General features: G+C 67.8%; 3 protein-coding genes. 1 reads left to right on the forward strand and 2 read right to left on the reverse strand.

All coding sequences use genetic code 11. The annotated features are described in order from the left end of the window. Together A5712_RS09325 and A5712_RS09330 are read right to left on the reverse strand one after the other, a co-directional pair. Positions 1-402, reverse strand: a 402-nt coding sequence (locus A5712_RS09325; RefSeq protein WP_156766493.1) for an SDR family NAD(P)-dependent oxidoreductase, incomplete at its 3' end; no start/stop codon positions are given. A gap of 6 nt (positions 403-408) precedes the next feature. Further along, entirely contained in the window at positions 409-726 is a 318-nt protein-coding gene (locus A5712_RS09330; RefSeq protein WP_068103804.1) for a 2Fe-2S iron-sulfur cluster binding domain-containing protein, read from the reverse strand. 155 nt (positions 727-881) lie between these two features. On the opposite strand from A5712_RS09330, the gene A5712_RS09335 reads away from it, so the two are divergent. Further along, a partial coding sequence (locus A5712_RS09335; protein WP_369830378.1) for a flavin-containing monooxygenase occupies positions 882-1,847 on the forward strand: 966 nt, incomplete at its 3' end.

Below are 1,847 nucleotides of genomic sequence, written 5' to 3' on the forward strand. Positions count from 1 at the left end.
GGTGTGCCACACACCGGTGAGGTTGACGTCCAGCATGGTGCGCCAGGCTTTTTCGTCCAGCTCGAGCGCCATACCGCGCGACGTGATTCCGGCGGTCGCGCACACCACGTCCAATCCGCCGAACCGCCGCGCGCCGCGGTCGGTGGCGCCCTGGACAGCGGTGAGGTCCCGCACGTCGACCGTTTCGGTGTGCGCCCGACCACCGGCCTCCGCGACTAACGAAGCCGTCTGGTCGAGGTCGGCGACCGTGCTGTGCGGGACCACCACGGTGTCGATGGGTCCGCACACGTCGAGCGCCACGATGTCGGCGCCCTCCTGCGCGAACCGCACCGCCTGCGCGCGGCCGATCCCCCGCGCCGCGCCGGTGATCAGCGCGACCTTGCCCGCCAGACGCCCTGTCATGCGGCGTTAAAACTCGACGCGGACATGGTCGCTGACCGGGCGCGCCTGGCAGCACAAAATCAGGCCCTCGGCACGGTCTTGGGGTCCGAGAACGTCGCCGCCGACCATGTCCACCTCCCCGGACAGCACCGTCGCCACACAGGAGCCGCAATGGCCCTCGCGGCACGAATGTGGCACGTCAATTCGCGCGTCGAGCAATGTGTCCACGAGGGATTTGTCGCGCGGCCACGGCAGCCGATAGAGATCGCCGTCCAAGGCGATCTCGACGGTGGCGGCCTCCGCATCGGCGTGCACGGCGACGTCGCACCTTCGGACTTCTGGCATGCCCGCGATTCTTACGAGGCGGACGGCACGGGCGGCGGCGTCATTCCGATGGCTGGGACGCCATCATCCCGGCGTCCGGTCACCGGGACACCGCGGCTGACGGCGTCCTCTGCGACCTACCGTAGGCGCCTGTGAAGACTGCCAGTGATTCGCGGATGGCCCCGGAAGTCGATGCCGTTGTCGTCGGCGCGGGCTTCGCGGGCCTCTACGCCCTGCACAAGCTACGGTCGGCAGGGTTGCGAGTCCGGGTGTTCGAGAGCGGGCCCGACATTGGCGGTACCTGGTACTTCAACCGATATCCCGGCGCCCGCTGCGACGTCGAAAGCGTGGACTATTGCTACTCGTTTTCGGACGAATTGCAGCAGGAGTGGGATTGGTCGGAGAAGTACGCCACCCAGGCCGAGATCCTCGCTTACATCAACTGGGTCGCCGACCGACTGGACCTGCGCCGCGACGTGACGCTGAACGCCCGCGTCACGTCGGCGGTACTCGACGAACGGAGCCTGCGCTGGACGGTGACCACCGATAGCGGCGAGCAGGTGACCGCGCGGTTCTGCCTGATGGCAACCGGCCCCTTGTCGGCGGCGCTGACCCCTTCCTTCCCCGGGTTGGAGACCTTCACCGGGGATGTCCACCACACCGCATCGTGGCCCCACGAGCCGGTGGACTTCGCCGGCAAGCGGGTGGCAGTCATCGGCACCGGATCGTCTGGCATCCAGTCGATCCCGATCATCGCCGAAGCCGCGTCCCAGCTCTATGTCTTCCAGCGCACCCCGAATTACAGCGTGCCCGCGGGCAATCGGCCTCTCACCGATGCCGACCGCGCCGAAATCAAGGCCAACTACGCGCAGCGGCGGCGGGCGTCGTGGCGCAGCTCCGGCGGTTCTCCCCACGTGGCGTATCCCAAGCCGACGATGGAGGCCACGCCCGAGGAACGCCGCGCGGCATTCGAGAAGCGCTGGGAGCTCGGCGGCGTGCTGTTCTCCAAGACCTTCACGGACCAGATGGTAGACCCGGCCGCCAACGACGAGGCCCGCAAGTTCTACGAAGCGAAGGTCCGTACGATCATCGACGACCCGTCGCTGGCCGAACTGCTGATCCCTAACGACCACCCGATCGGT

This window comes from Mycobacterium sp. E2327 (assembly GCF_001672675.1).
GTDB lineage: Bacteria > Actinomycetota > Actinomycetes > Mycobacteriales > Mycobacteriaceae > Mycobacterium.